Consider the following 19784-nt stretch of genomic DNA (forward strand, 5'->3'; position numbering starts at 1 on the left):
TCTAGCGCGGGGCGATGTCACCCCTCGCCCAGCCCTCGCGCGTACGCCGATAGAACTCGTCGAATTGTCCGTGTGCGATCGCCTCTCTGATGCCCTGCATCAGGAACTGGTAGTACGCGATATTGATCTCGGACAGCAGCATCGCCCCCAACGTCTCGCCCGCCTTGACGAGATGGTGCAGATAGGCGCGCGCGCAGTCGCGCGTTGACGGCCATGAGCTCTCCTCATCCAGCGGACGCGGATCGTCGGCGTGGCGCGCATTGCGAAGATTCACCTGACCAAAACGCGTGAAGGCGACGCCATGCCGGCCATTGCGCGTCGGCATCACGCAATCGAACATGTCGATGCCGCGTTTCACGGCTTCGAGGATGTCGTCGGGCGTGCCGACGCCCATCAGATAGCGCGGACGCTCTTTCGGCAGCACCGGCGCGGTCTCGTCGATCATCGCCAGCATCACCTCCTGCGGCTCGCCGACGGCAAGGCCGCCGATCGCATAGCCGTGGAAGCCGATCCCGACCAGTCCTTCCGCACTCGCATGACGAAGCTGGGGAATGTCGCCGCCTTGCACGATGCCGAACAGCATGTAGCCGTCGGGGGCGCTCTCGAAGGCGCGCTTGCTTCGCTCGGCCCAGCGCAGCGACAATTGCATCGCCCGGTCGATGTCGGCGCGCTCGGCCGGCAGCCGCACGCACTCGTCCATCTGCATGGCGATGTCCGAGCCGAGCAGGCGCTGGACCTCGATCGAGCGCTCCGGCGACAACTCGACCTTGGCACCGTCGATATGCGAGCGGAAGGTGACGGCATGCTCGCTGATCTTGCGCAGGTCCGCGAGCGACATCACCTGGAAACCGCCGGAATCCGTCAGCATGGGCCCGTTCCAGCCCGTGAACCGCTGCAAGCCGCCGAGCGCCGCGATCCGCTCGGCGCTGGGACGCAGCATCAGGTGATAGGTGTTGCCGAGCACGATGTCGGCGCCGGCATCGCGCACCTCGCGCCAGTGCATGCCCTTCATGGCACCGGCGGTGCCGACCGGCATGAAGGCCGGCGTCCGCACCACGCCGTGAGGTGTGGTCAGACGTCCGGTGCGCGCGGCGCCGTCAGTGGCGAGCAATTCAAAGTGATTGGGAAGGTCATTGTCTGGATTCATGGCGGTGCTTATTGCGTGTCGGACCAAGCCGATCAACCCGCCCAACGCACGCCGTGGCCGGCCTGTGCCTCAGGCTGGGACACAAAGTAGATATTCGCGCGGGACCCTTGATAAACAAAACGATACCGTGTAGTTTCATACTGGGGCTGAACGAGATGCCGTGGGCGAATTTGCCGGCGGCGGTCAAACTGTGATCGACAGCCTCCGACAATGCCGTTCCTGTCATGCTCGACCGACGTCTCCAGCCGCTCGCACGACTGGATCAGGCACACAATTGCCCGTCTGACCGGCCTTCTGGTCCTGACGTGCAGCCTGGCGCTCGCCGGTTGCACCTCCCTGCCCCGCACGCCTTATACCGCCGCCGAAGCCAGCACATCGCGCGTGCTCGATATCGACGGCCTCAGACGCTACGCCGACGACCCCGTCACCAAATTCAGCTTCGAGAAGGACACCGGCTCCGCAACGAAGTCCTATCTGGCGCTGTCCGGCGGCGGCGCCGATGGCGCCTACGGCGTCGGCGTCCTCAATGGCTGGAGCGCGGCCCGAACCCGCCCCACCTTTTCCGTCGTCTCGGGCGTGAGCACCGGCGGCCTGATCGCGCCGTTCGCCTTCCTCGGCTCGCAATACGACGACACGCTGAAGGAGGTCTATACCAGCGGCATTGCCGAGAGCCTGTTGAACGATCCGAGCATCATGCGCGTGCTGTTCGGATCCGGCCTGTTCGGCAACACGCGGCTGCGTGAGCTGGTGGCGCGCTATGTCGGGCCGGAGGTCATGGCGCAAGTCGCGCGCGAGAATGCCAAGGGCCGGAAGCTGCTGGTGGTGACGACCGATCTCGACACCCAGCGCACCGCGATCTGGGACATGGGCAAGATCGCCGCGGTCGGCACGCCCGAGGCGCTCAAGCTGTTTCGCGACGTGATGGCGGCCTCCGCCAGCATTCCCCTGGTGTTTCCGCCGATCATGATCGACGCCGAGGGCGAGGGTCGCAAGTTTCAGGAGATGCATGTCGACGGCGGCGTGACCGCGCCGGTGCTGACGCTGCCGGAGGCCCTGCTGTTCCAGGGCAGCCGGTTGCCGGGTAGCGTCAAGCTGGACATCTACATCCTCGTCAACAAGAAGATCGAACGCAATTTCGAGCTCGTCTCCAATGGCACCATCGACGTCGCCTCGCGCAGCCTGTCGGCGATCACCCAGTCGCAGACGCGCTCGATCATCTTCTCGACCTACGATTTCGCCAAGCGCAACCGTCTCGGCTTTCACCTCTCCTACATCGCGCGCGAATATCCGGCGCCGCCATCGGAAGGGTTCGACACCGCCTATATGCGGGCGCTCTATCAATACGGGTACGACAAGGCCGCTTCCGGTCAGGCCTGGAGCTCGACGGTGCCGTGAACGCCGGTGGCGGAACGAGGCCCTGCCGAAACCGTTGACGATACGGCCAATTCGGCCAGATTCGCGATGACGCCTCGGCTCCTGCGCGATATAGGTCGAATGACCATTGTCAGAAACGCGCAGGAATCATTTGGGCATGGGATTGACTGCGACCAAGACCAGACCGGCAGCGTCGCGCCGCGAGGTGCCGAAATCGCGCGGCGGCCGGCCGACGAAGACAGCCGCCATCGAACGCGACCAGCGGCTGATCGAGGTCGCCACCCGCCTGTTCCTGGACCGCGGCTTCGACGCGACCTCGCTCGACGCGGTGGCGGAAGCGGCCCGGGTCAGCAAGCCCACCGTCTATTCCCGCTACGGCGACAAGCGCGGCCTGTTTGCCGCCGTGCTGAGGCGCGAGATCGCGCGCTGGCTTGCCCCCCTCTCCGCCGCGGCGGAGACCCAGCTCAGCAGCCTTGCGGACATCTCGGTCGAGCAACGGCTGGTCGAGATCGGGCGCGAGATGCTGACTTTCACCTGCGGTCCCGATGCCGTCGCCTTCAGCCGCATGATGACGTCGCAGGCCATCAATTTCCCTGACATCGCCAAGCTCGGCAAGGAAGAAGGCTGGCTCAAGGCCGTCGCCACCACGGCACGCTTCTTCGACCTTCTGGTTGCGCAGGGCGCGATCGACGTCGAGGACACCACCATTGCGGCCGAGGTGTTTCTCGACGTGGTCGTCGGCCACACCCACCGCATGGCGACGTTCGGAACGGCCCTCGAGATGAAGGCCGCCGAAAAGCGCATGCGCGCCGCGATCAAGTTGTTCCTGGCCGGCGCGCTTGGGCCTTCCGATCGCGTCCAGGACACCAAGGCCACGCCACGTCGCCGCCCCACCCGCTGACAATTCCGTGAGGTGAGCGCTTTCACCACAGCGGACGCGATCGCGTCCATTGACCGAAATAAAACGATACGGTATGGTTTAGTTATGAGCGATACGGGCTGCTTTTTAACCAGCCCCAAAGGTGGCCCGTACCGCTGAGATCGCCGTGCCGGGTACAGCCCGGTGCGGCGCTCCGCGGCCGGCCGATGCCCAAGGCCGGCCGCGAATTCTTTACGATCATCCGGCACACGCGCTGGCCCGAGGGTTTCGAGCATGACGACAGTCAAACGATGGACCTCAGGACTGCTTGCGATCGCCTTGTCGGCGCACCTCCTCGCCGCACCCGCTCGGGCAATCGTGGCCACGAGCACGCCGACCACGCTTCGCAGCGACACGGATGGTGACGCCGAAGCGGACCGCCAGGCCGTCAGCCGCGAGATCGAGCGCTTTCGCGGCTCGTCGATCTCGATCAGCCAGGCCATGGCGATCGCGGAACGCCGCCACGCCGGCGCCATCACGGCGGATGTGAGTTTCGACGGAGCCTCCGGCGTACCGGTCTACCGCGTCAAGACGCTGCACAACGACCGGATCTGGCGCCACACCATCAATGCTTCGACCGGCGAGCTGGTCGGCGGCGAAGCCGCCCTGCCCCTCGCCGAGCTCGACCACGAGGACCGCGACAACCTCGCAGCGCTCGGCGCGATTAGGCACCGCCTCGCCGATGCCGTGCGGGTCGCCGAACGCGCGGCCTCGGGCAAGGCGATCAGCGGCGGGCTGGTGCGCGAACGCGGCCGGCTCAATTTCGCGATCGTCGTGATCAGCGGCGACGACCTCAAGGAGGTCATCCTGCAGCCGCCGGGCGCCAGAAAATAGCGACTGCCAAATAGCGGCTTCGGCCCCCGGCATCGGCCGGGGCGAAAAGCCATTGACGGCCGCAAGACTCTCCCGCATAAGTCGCCGCCATGTTCACGACCACCAAACGCACGACCAAAACCACCACGGCCTCAGGGGCCCGGGGAGGCGTGCGCGCGTAGTCGTCGACTAGAACGCAATCTGCTCTACCGAAGCCCCGCCCTCGATGGTCCGGGGCTTTTTTGTTGTCTAATTCGCAAATTCAATGGAGGACAAAGTGAGTAACGATCCTGTCGTCGCGATTGTCGGCGTCACCGGTGCGGTGGGCGCCGAATTCATCGCCACCATGGACAAGCGCGGCTTTCGCGTCGGTAAGCTCAAGGCGCTGGCGAGCGCCCGCTCCGCCGGCAGGACGGTATCGTTCCGCGGCCAGCCGGTCGTGATCGAGGAGCTGACCGAACGGTCTTTCGACGGTGTCGATATCGCCCTGTTCTCCGCCGGCGGCAGCATCTCCAAGAAGTTCGCGCCGATCGCGGTCAAGGCCGGCGCGGTCGTCGTCGACAACTCCTCCGCCTTCCGCATGGATCCGAACGTGCCGCTGGTGATCCCCGAGATCAATGCGAGCCGCATCCGCGACCACAAGGGCATCATTGCCAACCCGAACTGCGCGGCAATCACGGCGCTGGTGCCGCTGTGGCCGATCCATCAGAAGAACCGCATCAAGCGCGTCATCATCTCGACCTACCAGGCGGCGAGCGGCGCCGGCGCGGCCGCGATGGAGGAACTGGTCGAATCCACCCGCGCCAATCTCAACGGGCAGGTCTATACGCCCAGGGTGATGCCGCACCCCTATGCCTTCAACCTGTTCAACCACAACACCGCCGTCGACCCCGAGACCGGCTACAACGACGAAGAGACCAAGGTCATCAAGGAGACCCGCAAGATCTTCGAGGACGAGACGATCGCCGTCGGCGTCACCTGCGTGCGCGTGCCGGTGTTGCGCGCCCATTGCGAGGCCATCACGTTCGAGTGCGAGAATCCGATCAGCGAGGACCAGGTCCGCGCCATCATGGCGCAGGCCCCGGGCGTGAAGGTGGTGGACGACCGCGCCAAGAACTACTTCCCGATGCCGATCGACGCTTCGGGCCAGGACGACGTCCTGGTCGGCCGCATCCGCAAGGATCTCAGCGACCCCTCAGGGCATTCGATCTCGATGTTCGTGGCGGCGGACCAGCTCTTGAAGGGCGCCGCGCTGAATGCGGTGCAGATCGCCGAGCTCTTGCCGCAGCGGGTGATGGCGTAGTGGAAGGTGCGTAGGGTGGGCAAAGCGAAAGCGTGCCCACCACCTGCCTCGATCATGAAAAGATGGTGGGCACGGCGCTGTGCGCCTTTGCCCACCCTACGGCACCGCCCGAAACAACAGGCACGCATCTCCGTACGAATAGAACCGATACCCGTTCGAAATCGCGTGCGCATACGCCGCCTTCATCGTTCCCAGCCCGGAGAACGCCGACACCAGCATGAACAGCGTCGACTTCGGCAAATGGAAATTGGTCATCAGGACATCGACGGCGCGGAAGCGATAGCCGGGCGTAATGAAGATCGAGGTCTCCGCCGCGAACGGCTGGATGGTGCCGTCCTCGCGTGCGGCGCTCTCGAGCAGCCGCAATGACGTGGTGCCGACGGCGATGATGCGGCCGCCATTCCTTCGCGCGCTGTTGAGGCGCTCCGCCGTCTCGGCCGAGATCGTGCCCCACTCGGCATGCATCTTGTGGCCTTCGGTATCGTCGACCTTCACCGGCAGGAACGTGCCTGCCCCGACATGCAGCGTGATGCGGTTGAGGCCGACACCGCGCTCATGCAGCGCCCTCTCCAGCTCCGGGGTGAAATGCAGCCCGGCGGTCGGAGCTGCGACCGCGCCTTCGTTCGCGGCGAACATGGTCTGGTAGTCGGCGAGATCCTGATCGTCAGGCGTGCGCTTGGAGGCGATGTAGGGCGGCAGCGGCGGGCTGCCGAGATCGGCGATGGCCTGGTCCAGCGCGGACCCGTGGAACGAGAACGACAGCGTGACCTCGCCTTCGCTGCCCTTCGCCTCGACCTCGGCGTCGAGATGGCCGAGCAGGCACACCTTGCCTTCATTGCCGAAGCGGATGCGGTCGCCGGCGACAAGTTTCTTCGCGGGCTTCACCAGCGCCTGCCAGCGCGAGCCGTCGAGCCGCTTGATCAGCGTCGCCTCGATCCTGGGCTCGGTCTCGCGGCCGATGCGGCGGCCCTTGAGTTGCGCTGCGATCACCTTGGTGTCGTTGACGACGAGCTGGTCGCCCGCCTTCAGCCATTGCGGCAGGTCGGCGATGGTCCGGTCGCGCAGCGCACCGTTCTCCACGACCAGCATCCTTGCGGAGTCACGCGGGCTCGCCGGGCGCAGTGCGATACGCTCGGCGGGCAGGTCGAAATCGAACAGGTCGGTGCGCATGAGCAGGCTCAGAGCCGCACAGTCACTCCTCATCCTGAGGAGCGCGGAACGCGCGTCTCGAAGGATGAAGGCCCGCTGCGGCAGCTCGGCCTTCATGGTTCGAGACGGCGCGCGCGCCTCCTCACCATGAGGGGATGGGCCTATTCCTTGTCCGCGGCCATCCGCGCCTTGACGATCTTGTCGGGGTTCTGCACCGGCTCGCCGCGCTTGATCTTGTCGACGTTCTCCATGCCCTCGGTGACCTTGCCCCACACCGTGTACTGGTTGTCGAGGAAGCGGGCGTCGTCGAAGCAGATGAAGAACTGGCTGTCGCCGGAATCGGGGTTGGCGGCGCGCGCCATCGAGGTGGTACCGCGCACATGCGGCTCCTTGTTGAACTCGGCCTTCAGCTTCTTGCCGGAGCCGCCGGTGCCGGTGCCCTGCGGGCAGCCGGTCTGCGCCATGAATCCGTCGATCACCCGGTGGAACACGATACCGTCGTAGAAGCCTTCGCGCACGAGCTCCTTGATGCGCGCGACATGGCCGGGCGCGAGATCGGGCCGCATCTCGATGGTGACGGGGCCCTGCGTGGTCTCGAGGATCAGGGTGTTTTCGGTGGCGCTCATGCTCGTCTCTCTTGCGTTGAGGGTGAAGTCTTGTCAGGTGACGTTTTGCGGCTGCGGAACTGGATCGCGAATGGACGTCCCGCGGCAGCGCCCGCCATTGCATCGGTAAATGGCATCGGCGTGCAGCGTTGCAACGCCTCCATCACCGCGATCCGGTATTGCAGCCGGTCATTGTCGGAGGCCTCCGCGGATTCGTAGGAGATCCTCGGATGGCCCAGAATGTCGCCGGACCGGTTAAAGCTCACGACGACGGTGATGTCGAGTGGGCGGGCCCTGGAAGGCGGCGGGGGTTTCCAGCAGGTTCGTAGATGCCGGAAGATGTCCTGGATGGTGTTGACCTGCCCATCCTTGGCGGCCGCACCGGAGACGCCGAACAGCAGCAATGCGGCAACCAGCAGGAGCTTGTCGCCACAGCGCGCCATATCGCAATCTCCTATTTGATGTCGGAGGCGACCTGCACCTTCACCATCTTGTCCGGATCGGTCACGGCGCCGCCGGCGGAGCCGGGAGGTGCCTTCTTCAGCTTGTCGACGACATCCATGCCCTGCACGACCTCGCCGATCACGGTGTACTGGCCGTCGAGGCTGCCGCCGTCGGCGAACATGATGAAGAATTGCGAGTTGGCGCTATCGACGCTGTCGCCGCGCCGGGCCATGCCGACGATGCCGCGTGCAAAATGCACCTTGGAGAATTCCTGCTTCAGGTTCGGATATTTCGAGCCGCCGGTGCCGTTGAACTTCTCGCCGTCGCCGGTCTGCGCCATGAAGCCATCCATGACGCGGTGGAACGGCACGTTGTTGTAATAGCCCTCGCGCGCGAGCTGCTTGATCCGCTCGGCATGCTGAGGCGCGATATCGGTGCGGAGCTTGATGACGATACGGCCCTTGGTGCTGTCGATGACGATGGCGTTGGCCTTGTCGAGATTGGCGGGCAATTGCTGCGCCACCGCCGGCACCGCGAACAGAAGCGCGGCAAGAACTGCGAGAACTCGAATCATGACGACTCCGGATCAGAGATGAAGAGAAAGCGCCGTTAAGCGGCGAATTTTGCCTTGAGCTGTGCCGCAACCTGCGGCGGGACGAAGGCCGAGACGTCCCCGCCCATGCCGGCGATCTGGCGCACCAAAGTGGCGGTGATCGGGCGAACCATGGGAGAGGCCGGCAGGAAGACCGTGTGCACCTCGGGCGCCATGGTCCCGTTCATGCCGGCGAGCTGCATTTCGTAGTCGAGATCGGTGCCGTCACGCAGACCCCGGATCATGATGGTGGCACCGTGCTTGCGCGCCGCGGTCACCGCGAGATCGTCGAATGTGACCGCTTCGAGCACGCAGCCGGCCTGGGCCGCCAACGGCCCGCAGACGTCATGGAGCATCTGCAGCCGCTCCTCGGTGGCGAACAGCGGCTTCTTGCCGGGGTGGACCCCGATCGCGACCACGAGCCGGTCGCACAGCGAAACGCTGTGCCGGACCACGTCCAGGTGGCCGTTGGTGATGGGGTCGAAGGAACCGGGATAGAAGGCGATACGCGGCATGGCTCCCTCCTACCGCGCCCGGCCCGGCCCGGCAAGCCGGACCGGTTCCCTGGCCGACACAGGCGAATCTCCGCCAGCCCTGTCGGCAAGGGCCGGTTTGTTTCGTCCGCGGGGCAGCCACGAAACAAAACGGAGCGCGAACGAAACCATTTCCCGCGCCGGCGAAGACGTCCGGAAACTGGCCATGGTTACTAATCCGGCCAACGAATGACGGGCCGCACACTGGGCGTAGGCGGCCGCATCACAGGGGACTGTCAATGATCAAGACTCTTTCAGCGATCGCACTCTCTGCATCTGTTGCGGCCGCCCTCACCCTCCTGCCCGGCTTCGCTCCCTCCGTCGAAGCCAGCGTGCCGCAGCCGCTGGCCAAGAGCGACCGGCTCGACATCCGCGCCATCGGCAAAGATTGCTCGCAGCAGGCCTGGCCGAATTTCGAGGCCTCGTGCCTGCGCAAGGCCGGCACCAAGGCGAATGTCCGCGAGGCGCGCCTCGTGACCGCAAACCGCACCCCGTAGTCTGGTCTGTCAGGCCGGCGAATGTGAGAGGCGAATAGCGAATGTCGAGCAGAAACTGCTGTTCGCTACTCTCTCGCTATTCCCCATTCGCCCCGTTGCCGCTCTCCGCCTCTTCCGTGATGTGCTCGACCGACACCACGTGCTCGTCCTCGGCGGTGTCGAACACGATCACGCCCTGGGTCGAGCGGCCGGCGATACGGATGCCTTCGACCGGGCAGCGGATCAGCTGGCCCTTGTCGGTGACCAGCATGATCTGATCAGCCTCCTCGACCGGGAATGACGCCACCAGATTGCCGTTGCGGTTGTTGACGCTCATGGCGACGATGCCTTTGCCGCCGCGGCCGGTGGTGCGGTACTCGTAGGACGAGGTCCGCTTGCCATAGCCGTTGACGGAGACGGTGAGCACGACCTGCTCCTGCGCCGACATCTCGGCGTAACGCTCCTGCGCGAGCTGGAAGCTGCCGGAGGTTTCCTCGGCCTCGCCGTCCATTGCCGTGTCTTCGGTTCCGGCTTCGCCGGCTACCGCGCGACGCATCTTCAGATACGCCGAACGCTCGTCCGAGACGGTCTCGACATGGCGCAGGATCGCCATCGAAATCACCTTGTCGCCGTCGCCGAGGGCGATACCGCGCACGCCCATCGAGGTGCGCCCGGTGAACACGCGCACGTCGGTGACGGGGAAACGGATGCACTGGCCGCCGGCGGCGGTCAGCAGCACGTCGTCGCGCTCGGTGCAGATCTGCACGTCGACGATCGCCTCGTTCTCGTCGAGCTTCATCGCGATGATGCCGGAGCGGCGGACGTCGACGAAGTCTGACAGCTTGTTTCGCCGGACGTTACCGCCCGTGGTGGCAAACATCACGTCGAGGTTGCCCCAGGTCGATTCATCCTCGGGCAGCGGCATGATGGTGGTGATGCGCTCACCCTGCTCCAGCGGCAGGATGTTGATCAGCGCCTTGCCGCGCGCGTTCGGCGCCGCCATCGGCAGGCGCCAGACCTTTTCCTTGTAGACTTGGCCACGCGAGGAGAAGAACAACACCGGCGTGTGCGTGGAAGCCACGAACAGGCGCGAGACGAAATCCTCGTCGCGGGTCTGCATGCCGGCACGGCCCTTGCCGCCGCGGCGCTGCGCCCGGTAGGCCGACAGCGGCACGCGCTTGACGTAGCCGGCATGGGACACGGTGACGACCATGTCCTCGCGCTGGATCAGGTCCTCGTCCTCGACCTCGCCTTCCTGCTCGATGATGACGGTGCGCCGCGGCGTGGCGAACTCGGCCTTCACCTCGGCGAGCTCGGTCTTGATGATGCCCAGCACGCGGTCGCGCGAGCGCAGGATGTCGAGATAATCGGCGATCTCGCCGGCGAGCTTGTCGAGCTCGTCGCGGATCTCGTCGCGGCCGAGCGCGGTGAGGCGTTGCAGGCGCAGGTCGAGGATAGCCCTCGCCTGCTCCATCGACAGCCGGATCGTGCCGTCGGCGCTGATGCGATGGCGCGGATCGTCGATCAGCGTCAGCATGTCCTCGACGTCCCGTGCGGGCCAGTCGCGCGACATCAAGGTGTCGCGGGCGGTGGTCGGGTCGGGCGACGTCCGGATCACGCGGATCATTTCGTCGATATTGGCGACCGCGATCGCGAGGCCAACGAGGATATGCGCGCGATCGCGCGCCTTGGCCAGGAGATATTTGGTGCGCCGCGTGACGACCCGCTCGCGGAAGTCGACGAAGATCGTCAGCAGGTCCTTCAGATGCATGATCCGCGGACGGCCGCTGTCGAGCGCCACCATGTTGACGCCGAAGCTGGTTTGCAGCGGCGTGAATCTGTACAGCTGGTTCAGCACCACGTCCGGCACGGCATCGCGCTTCAACTCGATGACGACGCGGTAGCCTTCGCGGTCCGATTCATCGCGCAGGTCGCCGATGCCCTCGATCTTCTTTTCCTTGACCAGCTCGGCGATGCGCTCGACCATCGTCGCCTTGTTCACCTGGTAGGGAATCTCGGTGATGATGATCGCCTCGCGCTCCTTGCGGAAGGTCTCGATCGCGACCTTGCCGCGCATCATGATCGAGCCGCGGCCGAGGTGATAGGCTGAGCGGATGCCCTGCCGTCCGAGGATGACGCCGCCGGTCGGGAAATCCGGTCCCGGCACGATGTTGATGAGCTCGTCGATGGTGAGCGCGGGATTGTCGATCAACGCGACACAGGCGTCGATGACCTCGCCGAGATTGTGCGGCGGGATGTTGGTCGCCATGCCGACCGCGATACCGCCCGCACCGTTGACGAGAAGGTTCGGGAACTTGGCCGGCAAGACCGACGGTTCGGTCTCGTTGTTGTCGTAGTTGGGCTGGAAGTCGACGGTGTCCTTGTCGATGTCGGCCAGCAGAGCCAGCGCCGCCTTGGTCAGGCGGGCTTCGGTGTAACGATAGGCAGCCGGGGGATCGCCGTCGACCGAGCCGAAATTGCCCTGGCCGTCGATCAGCGGCACGCGCATGGAGAAGTCCTGCGCCATCCGGACCATGGCGTCGTAGATCGACTGGTCGCCGTGCGGATGATACTTACCGATGACGTCACCGACCACGCGGGCGGACTTGACGTACTTCTTGTCGGGCGTGTGCCCCTGCTCGTTCATCGAGAACAGGATGCGGCGGTGCACCGGCTTCAGACCGTCGCGCGCATCGGGCAGCGCCCGCGCCACGATCACGCTCATGGCGTAGTCGAGATAGGACTTCTTCATCTCCTCGAAGATGGAGACGGGGCGAATATCCGAGGGTTGCGCCGGCTGGTCGCCGGGCTTGTCGTCGTCGTCAGCCAAGGGGAAATCCGGTGAGATTTTATCTGGGAATCATATAGCGCATCGAGCCCCTGATAACCACCCTTGCGGGCTCCAGGGAAGCGCTTTTTCCGCTCATTTTTCCAATCACTTACGTCCCTACGGGCAGCTTCGCCGAGGGGCCTGGAACAGGCCTTCCGAAATCGCCTCTGCAGCTCGGCGATCGCGCGGCCCGCACGTCGACGAGCCTGTTTTGCGCTGGCGCCGTCCGAGTTCGACTCAAATATGAAGCGGGCCCGGAAATCCCGAGCCCTTCCTGTCGATTAGCAGGGTTTGCTGACACGAGGTGGAAGGCGCCGCTCTATCGGCCCTGCGCCACTCATTGTCCGGATCGTCCTCAGAACGGGATATCGTCGTCCATGTCGCTGTTGCGGCCACCGCCGCTGGCGGCAACGGGACGGCGCGGCGCGCTGCTGCCGGGGCCGGAGGAGCCGAAATCGCCGCCCGGCTCGTCGCCGAAGCTGCCGCCTCCACCGCCGCCGCGGCCGTCGAGCATCGTGAGCGTCGAATTGAAGCCCTGCAGCACCACCTCCGTCGAGTACTTCTCGACACCGCTCTGATCGGTCCATTTGCGGGTCTGGAGCGCGCCCTCGATGTAAACCTTGGCACCCTTCTTCAGGTACTGTTCGGCGACCTTGCAGAGGCCTTCATTGAAGATCACGACGCGGTGCCACTCGGTCTTCTCCTTGCGCTCGCCGGAGTTCTTGTCGCGCCAGGTTTCCGAAGTGGCGATGCTCAGATTCGCGATCGGCCGCCCGTCCTGCGTGCGGCGGATTTCAGGATCCTTGCCGAGATTTCCAACCAGAATGACCTTGTTGACGCTTCCCGCCATCGCCGCTCTCCACTCCGAATGCCACTAATTTGAAAAAGGCCGAGCGCGCCATCCGCGTTCCTCTGCGCCCTGTTGGGGCGAACCTATACGCTTGCAGGCGCCGCTCGGCCCGTCACCCCAAGGTTATCCCCACATATAGCACCGACGGGCAATTCGTTCCAGATTTGTTCTCGTATAAATCTCCCCAAAATGTGGAGACGGGATGGCGCTTAGATGGCGCTGCGATGGCGGACGAAATGGAACCAAATCGGGTTCCCGTGAATGGGCGAAACCACTTAACATTCATTAAGTTAAGCGCGGACCTATTGCTTCCAAACTGTTGCGCGCCGGGCACGGACTCTGCCGCCTAATCGGGCTATCGTTGTGCCTCGAATTGATGCAAATGGGCCTCGCGCCTGATAGTCCGCCTCGGGGAACTCTGAGAGGCGGATCGACTGGGGAGATTACAATGAAGAAGATTCTCGTTGGCTTCGCCGGCGCAGTTGCGCTGGCCCTCTCGGCTCCGGCCGGTGCTGCGGATCTCGGGGCCCGTCCCTATACAAAGGCGCCGGTCGCCCCCCCCGCTCCGATCTATACCTGGACCGGCTTCTACATCGGTGTGCAGGGCGGCGGCGGCTGGGGTCGCAGCGACGAGACCTTCTTCGGCGCTCCGAACGCTCCGGGCTTCGCTGGATCGCAGGATTACGATACCAGCGGCGGGTTCGTCGGTGGCGTGTTCGGCTACAACTGGCAAGTCAACAATGTCGTATTCGGTATCGAAGGCGACTACCATTGGGCCGACATCAACGGTCGTTCTGCGGAGATCAATGCCGGCCTGGGCGACACCTATTTCACGAGAATCCGCGGCTTCGGCGACATCAAGGGCCGTCTCGGCTACTCGACCGGCCCCGCTCTCTTGTTCATCAGCGGCGGCGCTGCAGTCGGCGACATTCAGCACCGCTATGATGGCGTTCCCGGAAACGTCTTCATCCAGAACAACACCCGCTGGGGTTGGACCGTCGGCGCCGGCGCGGAATACATGTTCGCTCCGAACTGGTCGGCCAAGGTCGAATACAACTACATCGACTTCGGCCGCAGCACGATCCAGTACACCGCCGTGCCTGCCAACCGTTCCGAGTGGAACGATACCGTTCACACCGTCAAGGCAGGTGTGAACTATCACTTCAATTGGGGCGGGATGGGCACCACCAGGTACTGATATCTCTCTGAAATCATTGAATCGAAGGCCGGCCTCGCGCCGGCCTTTTTCGTTTGGTGGCAAAGCAAATGAGTCAACTACGCTTACGTTTTGGGCGCCGTGTGGCTTTTTGGAGACACAACTTGCGGCTTTGCTGGTGTAAGTACGGCGTTAGTTGGACACGACGTCCGCTGCCCTTTCGATCGCGGAAGGCAACAATAGAAACTGGGACTGGGATTAAGTTGAAAATGAAAAAGGTTTTGTTGGCTTCGGCCTGTTTGTTCGCTCTGGCGGCCCCCGCTTCGGCTGCTGATCTCGCAGCCCGCCCCTACACCAAGGCTCCGGTCGCTCCGCTGGCTTCGGTCTACAACTGGACCGGCTTCTACCTCGGTATCGTCGGTGGCGGCGCCTGGGAAGACAGCTCCGGCGACCCGAAGATGAAGGGTGGCTTCGTCGGCGGCACCGCCGGCTACAACTGGCAGACCGGCAACGTCGTGTTCGGCCTCGAGGCTGATGCTGCCTGGGCTGACGTCAGCGCGTCCGCCACCGGTCCGATCCTCGTCCCCGGCTTCGGTGTTGCCACGGCGACTCTGAGCTCGAAGACGGATGCGATGGGCACCGTTCGCGGCCGCATCGGCTGGGCCGTCAACAACGTCCTGTTCTACGGCACGGGTGGTTACGCCTGGATCGACAACAAGCTGAGCGCCAGCGCTCTCGGCGTGACCATCTCCGACAGCAAGTTCCACTCCGGCTGGACCGTCGGTGCGGGCGTCGAGGCGTACTTCGCTCCGAACTGGACCGTCAAGGGCGAGTACCTCTACCGCAGCCTCGGCGGCGAGACCTACTTCTCGGGCACCCTGCCCACCGGCACGCTCGACTTCCACACCGTGCAGGTCGGCGTGAACTATCACTTCGGCGCCCCGGTGGTTGCGAAGTACTAAGCTTCACTCCAACGCTTCGCGTTGCGAAAGGCCGGCCTTGTGCCGGCCTTTTTGTTTGTGCGCGGCAACCCGCTTCGTGCTGGCGTTTTTGGCGAGATGTGGCGCGCCGGTGACACAACCTTCGGCTTCAATGGTGTAAAGCAATGGCATCGGTCGGATCATAGGGGGCCGCTGTCTTCCGCTTTTCGGAAGGCAAGAACGAAACGAAACTGGGGAATCGATATGAAGAAGCTTTTGCTGGCTTCGGCCGGTTTGTTTGCACTCAGCGCGTTGGCGCCGGCCTCAGCGGCCGATCTGGCGGCCCGCCCCTACACCAAGGCTCCGGTCGCGCCGGTCGCGATGTACAACTGGAGCGGTTTCTACATCGGCGTCAACGGCGGTGGCGCCTCGAGCCGCAACTGCTGGGATCTCAACGCTGTCCTCGGCGCGGCAATTCCGGTTGTCTCCGAAGGCTGTCACAACGCCACCGGCGGCGTCGTCGGTGGTCAGGTCGGCTATCGCTGGCAGTCGACCAACTGGGTCTTCGGCCTCGAAGCTCAAGGCGACTGGGCCAATCTCAAGGGATCGAACGCGAGCGCTCCCCTCGCCTTCGCGCCGATCGTCAATCAGACCCGAATCGATGCGATCGGCCTTTTCACCGGCCAGGTCGGCTATGCCTGGAACAACGTGCTCTGGTACGTGAAGGGCGGCGCCGCGGTTACCCATGCCAAATACGATGGTCTTCTGGGCGGCGTCGTCTTCGACAGCGCGAGCGAGACGCGCTGGGGTGGCGCAGTCGGCACCGGCATCGAATTCGGTTTCGCCCCGAACTGGTCTGTTGCCGTCGAATACAACCATCTGTTCATGGGCGGCCGCAATGTCGGGTTCACGGTCCTCGGCGTCAACGACCGTACCGACCGTATCAAGCAGGACGTCGACATGGGCACCGTCCGCCTCAACTACACCTTCGGCGGTCCCGTCGTCGCCCGGTACTGAAATCCCGATCGACCGACGTCACCTCGTCACGAAAGGCCGGCCTCGCGCCGGCCTTTTTGTTTCGGCGGGTGTACGTTCCCCAGCCCCGCTGCTGCCAGATGCCGCCAGCGCCCCAACAATCCGTTGACGATTCGCAACTCCCTCTGGAAATCCGAGCGCGTTCTTCCTACGTTCGCTGACAACCCCATCGGCGCCGATCCCGGTTCCGGGCGAAGCGCGCCTCTTTTGCTGGCGCGGTCGCGCACCCATGGGATTCCTTGAGGGCAACTCGGATGGATGAAGTGATCAAGGCGAAGCGCCAACAGCAGAACGCGGGGGCACACCTGCGCGCAATTACGATCCGCGGCGCGCGCGAGCACAACCTCAAGAACATCGACGTCGAGATTCCCCGCGACAAGCTGGTGGTGTTCACGGGCCTGTCGGGCTCCGGAAAATCCTCGCTCGCCTTCGACACGATCTACGCCGAAGGCCAGCGCCGCTACGTCGAATCGCTGTCGGCCTATGCGCGCCAGTTCCTGGAGATGATGCAGAAGCCCGACGTCGACCAGATCGACGGCCTGTCGCCGGCGATCTCGATCGAGCAGAAGACGACCTCGAAGAACCCGCGCTCCACCGTCGGCACCGTCACCGAGATCTACGACTACATGCGTCTGCTCTGGGCGCGCGTCGGCGTGCCCTATTCGCCGGCCACGGGCCTGCCGATCGAGAGCCAGACCGTCTCGCAGATGGTCGACCGCGTGCTGGCGCTGCCCGAGGGCACCCGCCTTTATCTGCTCGCGCCCGTCGTGCGCGGCCGCAAGGGTGAGTACCGCAAGGAGCTCGCCGAATGGCTCAAGAAGGGCTTTCAGCGCGTCAAGATCGACGGCACCTTTCATGAGCTCGCGGAAGCCCCGGCGCTGGACAAGAAGTTCCCGCACGACATCGACGTCGTGGTCGACCGCATCGTGGTGCGCGCCGACATCGGCCAGCGCCTTGCCGAGAGCTTCGAGACCGCGCTGAAGCTCGCCGAGGGCCTCGCCGTCGTCGAATTCGCCGACGCGCCGGCGGGCGCTGCGCCTGCGGAGGAAAAGGAAAAGAAGAAAACCGCAAAAATCCACGACAAGAGCGGACCCGAGCGCATGCTGTTCTCGGAAAAGTTCGCCTGCCCGGTCTCCGGCTTCACCATCCCCGAGGTCGAGCCGCGCCTGTTCTCGTTCAACAACCCCTACGGCGCCTGCCCCGCCTGCGGCGGCCTCGGCGTCGAGCAGCATGTCGACGAGGACCTCGTCATCCCCGACAAGGAGCTCGCCATCGGCAAGGGCGCGATCGCGCCGTGGGCCAAATCGTCCTCGCCCTATTACGTGCAGACGCTGACGGCGCTCGGCAAGCACTACAAATTCACGCTGATCACCAAGTGGAAGGACCTGCCTAAGAAGACGCAGAACGCCATCCTCCATGGCTCCGGCGAGGACGAGATCAAGTTCTCCTACGAGGACGGGGTGCGTTCCTACGACACCAAGAAGCCGTTCGAGGGCGTCATCACCAACATCAACCGCCGCTACCGCGAAACCGAAAGCGAGTGGGCGCGCGAGGAGCTGGCAAAGTATTTCCACGACGTGCCCTGCGAAGGCTGCAAGGGCTTCCGGCTCAAGCCCGAGGCGCTCTGCGTCAAGATCGGCGGCAAGCATATCGGCGAGATCTCGGAGCTCTCGGTCAGGAAGGCCGGCGAATGGTTCGAGACCGTGCCCGCTGCGCTCAACGCGCAGCAGAACGAGATTGCCGGACGTATCCTGAAAGAGATCCGTGAGCGCCTCACCTTCCTGCTCGACGTCGGCCTCAATTACCTGACGCTGTCCCGCTCCTCCGGTACCTTGTCCGGCGGCGAGAGCCAGCGCATTCGCCTGGCCTCGCAGATCGGCTCCGGACTCACAGGCGTGCTCTACGTGCTGGACGAGCCCTCGATCGGTCTGCACCAGCGCGACAATGCCCGCCTGCTCGATACCCTCAAGCGGCTGCGCGACCTCGGCAACACCGTGATCGTGGTCGAGCATGACGAGGACGCCATCCTCCTGGCCGACCACGTGCTCGACATCGGCCCCGGCGCCGGCATGCATGGCGGCAATATCATCGCCGAAGGCACGCCCGCCGAGATCATGCGCAACCCGAAATCGCTGACCGGCAAGTACCTGACCGGCGAGCTCGAGGTCGAGGTGCCGGAGCGGCGCCCGCCGAACCATCGCCGCACCATCAAGGTGGTGAACGCGCGCGGCAATAACCTCAAGAACGTCACGGCCGAAATTCCGCTGGGCCTGTTCACGGCGGTCACCGGCGTCTCCGGCGGCGGCAAGTCGACGCTCCTCCTCGACACGCTCTACCGCGCCATCGCCCGCAAGCTGAACAATGCCAGCGAAGGCGCTGCCCCGCACGACCGCATCGAGGGCCTCGAGCACATCGACAAGATCATCGACATTGACCAGTCGCCGATCGGCCGCACCCCGCGCTCGAACCCGGCGACCTACACCGGCGCCTTCACGCCGATCCGCGAATGGTTCGCCGGCCTGCCCGAGGCGAAAGCGCGCGGCTACGAGCCCGGCCGCTTCTCCTTCAACGTTAAGGGCGGCCGCTGCGAGGCCTGCCAGGGCGACGGCGTCATCAAGATCGAGATGCATTTCCTTCCCGACGTCTACGTGACCTGCGACGTCTGCAAGGGCAAGCGCTACAACCGCGAGACGCTGGAGGTGCTGTTCAAGGGCAAGAGCATCGCCGACGTGCTCGACATGACCGTCGAGGAGGCCGCCGAGTTCTTCAAGGCCGTGCCGCGCGTCCGCGAGACGTTCCAGACGCTCCACCGCGTCGGCCTCGACTACATCCACGTCGGCCAGCAGGCCACCACGCTCTCGGGCGGCGAAGCCCAGCGCGTCAAGCTCGCGAAGGAATTATCGAAGCGCGCCACCGGCCGCACCCTCTACATCCTGGACGAGCCGACCACCGGCCTGCACTTCCACGACGTCAAGAAGCTGCTCGAGGTGCTGCACGAGCTGGTCGCGCAGGGCAACACGGTCGTCGTCATCGAGCACAATCTCGAAGTCATCAAGACCGCCGACTGGGTCATCGACCTCGGCCCCGAAGGCGGCGACGGCGGCGGCGAGATCGTTGCCTGGGGCCCGCCCGAGGACATCGCCAAGGCGCCGCGGAGCTACACGGGCAAATTCCTGGAGCCGGTGCTGAAGAAGGCGCGGAAGCCGAAGCGAAGGAGCACGAGCGAGGCAGCGGAGTGACGACGCGATGCCGTACGGTTTTGAATTTGGAGATGATGGCGCATCTCCAGACGCTACCATACGTGCCAACGTCCCTCGGAACATCACGCACAAGACGGCGCTTCTAGTCACAATCGCGACACAGCTCAGATTTCCGAATTATTTTGGAGGAAATTGGGATGCGCTCGAGGAATGCATCTGTGATCTATCCTGGCTGCCAACCGGGCTGGTACTCGTAAAGCACGACGACCTGCCGCTCGTTGACGATGTGCGGAACGCAATTGTCTACGTTACCATACTGAACAGCGCCACCCGCAAGATGTCGAAATCGGAACAACATCCACTTTCGATCGTGTTTCCCGCCCAATATCGTGACCAGGTCTTGTGGCTACTTCGATCCAGCGAAAGCTCGTAGGTTAA

Annotated in this window: 19 protein-coding genes; 10 read left to right on the top strand and 9 right to left on the bottom strand. The window is 64.4% G+C overall.

The annotated features are described in order from the left end of the window. Window position 1 precedes the first annotated feature (1 nt). Window positions 2–1147 carry a tRNA guanosine(34) transglycosylase Tgt gene (gene tgt, locus ACFDR6_RS12930; protein WP_375858501.1) on the bottom strand — a complete coding sequence of 382 codons (1146 nt, stop codon included), beginning with the start codon at window positions 1145–1147 and terminating at the stop codon, window positions 2–4. Window positions 1148–1357: 210 nt separating this feature from the next. On the opposite strand from tgt, the gene ACFDR6_RS12935 reads away from it, so the two are divergent. The 4 genes from ACFDR6_RS12935 to ACFDR6_RS12950 all read left to right on the top strand — a co-directional run bounded on the left by ACFDR6_RS12935 (window position 1358) and on the right by ACFDR6_RS12950 (window position 5556). Next, on the top strand, window positions 1358–2542 hold the full coding sequence (locus tag ACFDR6_RS12935; RefSeq protein WP_249153254.1) for a patatin-like phospholipase family protein: 1185 nt from the start codon (window positions 1358–1360) through the stop codon (window positions 2540–2542). A gap of 136 nt (window positions 2543–2678) precedes the next feature. Next, a complete protein-coding gene (locus ACFDR6_RS12940) occupies window positions 2679–3422 on the top strand; it encodes a TetR/AcrR family transcriptional regulator (protein ID WP_375858502.1) in 744 nt (247 codons plus the stop codon). 252 nt (window positions 3423–3674) lie between these two features. Then, window positions 3675–4274: a PepSY domain-containing protein gene (locus ACFDR6_RS12945; RefSeq protein WP_375858503.1), complete on the top strand. Its 600-nt coding sequence runs from the start codon at window positions 3675–3677 to the stop codon at window positions 4272–4274. 244 nt (window positions 4275–4518) lie between these two features. Beyond that, complete coding sequence (locus ACFDR6_RS12950) at window positions 4519–5556, top strand: aspartate-semialdehyde dehydrogenase (protein WP_375858504.1); 1038 nt, start codon at window positions 4519–4521, stop codon at window positions 5554–5556. Window positions 5557–5652: 96 nt separating this feature from the next. Here the strand turns inward: ACFDR6_RS12950 and queA are convergent, their stop codons facing one another. The 5 genes from queA to coaD all read right to left on the bottom strand — a co-directional run bounded on the left by queA (window position 5653) and on the right by coaD (window position 8861). Then, window positions 5653–6726 (bottom strand): tRNA preQ1(34) S-adenosylmethionine ribosyltransferase-isomerase QueA, encoded by a 1074-nt coding sequence (gene queA, locus ACFDR6_RS12955; protein ID WP_375858505.1) that lies wholly within the window; start codon window positions 6724–6726, stop codon window positions 5653–5655. 140 nt (window positions 6727–6866) lie between these two features. Continuing rightward, the gene (locus tag ACFDR6_RS12960) at window positions 6867–7331 is read right to left on the bottom strand and encodes a peptidylprolyl isomerase (RefSeq protein WP_212084822.1); all 465 of its coding nucleotides are present in this window, start codon (window positions 7329–7331) and stop codon (window positions 6867–6869) included. Next, window positions 7328–7753 carry a UCP034077 family protein gene (locus ACFDR6_RS12965; RefSeq protein WP_375858506.1) on the bottom strand — a complete coding sequence of 142 codons (426 nt, stop codon included), beginning with the start codon at window positions 7751–7753 and terminating at the stop codon, window positions 7328–7330. Before ACFDR6_RS12965 ends, ACFDR6_RS12960 begins: the two co-directional genes overlap by 4 nt. A gap of 11 nt (window positions 7754–7764) precedes the next feature. After that, window positions 7765–8328 (bottom strand): peptidylprolyl isomerase, encoded by a 564-nt coding sequence (locus tag ACFDR6_RS12970; RefSeq protein WP_317239412.1) that lies wholly within the window; start codon window positions 8326–8328, stop codon window positions 7765–7767. A gap of 35 nt (window positions 8329–8363) precedes the next feature. Next, window positions 8364–8861 (bottom strand): pantetheine-phosphate adenylyltransferase, encoded by a 498-nt coding sequence (gene coaD, locus ACFDR6_RS12975; protein ID WP_212084814.1) that lies wholly within the window; start codon window positions 8859–8861, stop codon window positions 8364–8366. Window positions 8862–9118: 257 nt separating this feature from the next. Between coaD and ACFDR6_RS12980 the strand changes: the two genes are divergently transcribed. Continuing rightward, window positions 9119–9376, top strand: a complete 258-nt coding sequence (locus ACFDR6_RS12980) for a hypothetical protein (RefSeq protein WP_317239411.1) — start codon at window positions 9119–9121, stop codon at window positions 9374–9376. A gap of 76 nt (window positions 9377–9452) precedes the next feature. Here the strand turns inward: ACFDR6_RS12980 and gyrA are convergent, their stop codons facing one another. Then, complete coding sequence (gene gyrA, locus ACFDR6_RS12985; RefSeq protein WP_375858507.1) at window positions 9453–12185, bottom strand: DNA gyrase subunit A; 2733 nt, start codon at window positions 12183–12185, stop codon at window positions 9453–9455. 355 nt (window positions 12186–12540) lie between these two features. Next, window positions 12541–13035 carry a single-stranded DNA-binding protein gene (locus tag ACFDR6_RS12990; RefSeq protein ID WP_375858508.1) on the bottom strand — a complete coding sequence of 165 codons (495 nt, stop codon included), beginning with the start codon at window positions 13033–13035 and terminating at the stop codon, window positions 12541–12543. 448 nt (window positions 13036–13483) lie between these two features. On the opposite strand from ACFDR6_RS12990, the gene ACFDR6_RS12995 reads away from it, so the two are divergent. Both ACFDR6_RS12995 and ACFDR6_RS13000 read left to right on the top strand, forming a co-directional pair. After that, entirely contained in the window at window positions 13484–14233 is a 750-nt protein-coding gene (locus tag ACFDR6_RS12995) for an outer membrane protein (protein WP_375858509.1), read from the top strand. Between the two features lie 227 nt (window positions 14234–14460). Further along, on the top strand, window positions 14461–15153 hold the full coding sequence (locus tag ACFDR6_RS13000) for an outer membrane protein (RefSeq protein ID WP_212084799.1): 693 nt from the start codon (window positions 14461–14463) through the stop codon (window positions 15151–15153). Window positions 15154–15156: 3 nt separating this feature from the next. Here the strand turns inward: ACFDR6_RS13000 and ACFDR6_RS13005 are convergent, their stop codons facing one another. After that, window positions 15157–15303: a hypothetical protein gene (locus tag ACFDR6_RS13005; RefSeq protein ID WP_212084797.1), complete on the bottom strand. Its 147-nt coding sequence runs from the start codon at window positions 15301–15303 to the stop codon at window positions 15157–15159. A 72-nt stretch (window positions 15304–15375) separates the two neighbouring features. On the opposite strand from ACFDR6_RS13005, the gene ACFDR6_RS13010 reads away from it, so the two are divergent. From ACFDR6_RS13010 to ACFDR6_RS13020, 3 genes are all read left to right on the top strand, one after another. Continuing rightward, a complete protein-coding gene (locus tag ACFDR6_RS13010) occupies window positions 15376–16128 on the top strand; it encodes an outer membrane protein (RefSeq protein WP_212084795.1) in 753 nt (250 codons plus the stop codon). 272 nt (window positions 16129–16400) lie between these two features. Next, window positions 16401–19385, top strand: coding sequence for an excinuclease ABC subunit UvrA (gene uvrA / locus ACFDR6_RS13015; RefSeq protein ID WP_375858510.1), 2985 nt, complete (start codon window positions 16401–16403; stop codon window positions 19383–19385). A 7-nt stretch (window positions 19386–19392) separates the two neighbouring features. Beyond that, window positions 19393–19779 (top strand): barstar family protein, encoded by a 387-nt coding sequence (locus ACFDR6_RS13020; protein WP_375858511.1) that lies wholly within the window; start codon window positions 19393–19395, stop codon window positions 19777–19779. Window positions 19780–19784: the final 5 nt, after the last annotated feature.

Origin of the sequence: Bradyrhizobium tunisiense, from assembly GCF_042263385.1 — a bacterium.
Taxonomy (GTDB): Bacteria; Pseudomonadota; Alphaproteobacteria; order Rhizobiales; family Xanthobacteraceae; genus Bradyrhizobium; species Bradyrhizobium tunisiense.